Annotated in this window: 2 protein-coding genes; both read left to right on the top strand. The window is 67.1% G+C overall.

Annotated elements, in window-relative coordinates; translation table 11 throughout:
* A partial coding sequence (locus ACZ6ZN_RS33095; RefSeq protein WP_469651912.1) for an adenosylhomocysteinase occupies positions 1-171 on the top strand: 171 nt, incomplete at its 5' end.
* A gap of 397 nt (positions 172-568) precedes the next feature.
* Complete coding sequence (locus ACZ6ZN_RS33090) at positions 569-769, top strand: acyl-CoA carboxylase epsilon subunit (RefSeq protein WP_469651918.1); 201 nt, start codon at positions 569-571, stop codon at positions 767-769.
* The last annotated feature ends 303 nt before the right edge of the window (positions 770-1,072 follow it).

The raw sequence follows: 1,072 nt of genomic DNA, 5'->3' as shown, positions 1-1,072 counted from the left end.
GACGAGTACCCCACCGGCGTCTACGTCCTGCCCAAGCACCTGGACGAGAAGGTCGCCCGCCTCCACCTGGCCGCCCTCGGCGTCAAGCTCACCGAACTGCGCCCGGAGCAGGCCGAGTACATCGGCGTGCAGGTCGAGGGCCCGTACAAGCCGGACCACTACCGCTACTGACACCGAGAACGGCCGGCCCCGGTTCCCAGCCGGGGCCGACGGCTCCTGACGTGTCCAAAGGGGGCCGGGCGGCGGGTCACCGCCCCGCCCGGCTTAGCCAGTCGGCGGGGGCGCGAGTATGCGACGCTCCCACGAACGCATCACGCCCGAACCCGATCAGGTCGCCGACATCATGTGCGCCAGACACACACCCGCACGGAGAGCCGACCGAGCCGGCTACCTTGCCATGCTCGAGCTCTGCATCGAGGTGCTCAAGGAGAACGTCCGTATCGCCATCGTCCTGCTTCATCGGCGACTCACCCACCGCCTGCTGTCCTAGCAGAACTCAAGAGGTCCTCACCCCTCCTTGAAGCAAGCTGCAAGCAGCGAGCAGCAGTACAAGGGACGGGAGACCCTCATGAGCCACGACGACGTCCTGCGCATCGAGAAGGGCCGGGCAGAACCCGAGGAACTGGCTGCCCTGACAGCCGTTCTCCTGGCCCATGCAGCAGCTGGCCGCACCCACCACCGCCCCACGCGCACCCCGACCACCCGCTGGCACCGCCCCCAGCATCACCCGCACTACCATGCCCCCCACTCCTGGCAGTCCGGTACCTGAACAACACACAACCCGCACGCCAACCGTACGCAATTCGTACGCGTTCGACCCGCCTCCGAAGACGATCAATGGGGCACGCCTCCTTTGACGAACGGGGCCGCCGGGCCCACGGCCTGCACATCGCCGTCGGCGATTTCGCCGACCTATTGTTCGGATGAGTCTGCCCCGCCGCTACATCGGTGGCGTTCTGCTGTGGGTGGTGTTGTCTGCCTTTACCGCATGGCAGTCGCCCGGCAGCAGGCAGATGTGGGTGTCCGCCCTCCTCCTGATCGTCTTCAGCGGCCTGCTGCTCACAGTCTCCCT

The sequence above is a fragment of the Streptomyces sp. NPDC053665 genome, assembly GCF_055585285.1.
Note: the sequence above shows the minus strand (reverse complement) of the source record. Positions and strands in the feature narration are given on the sequence as shown.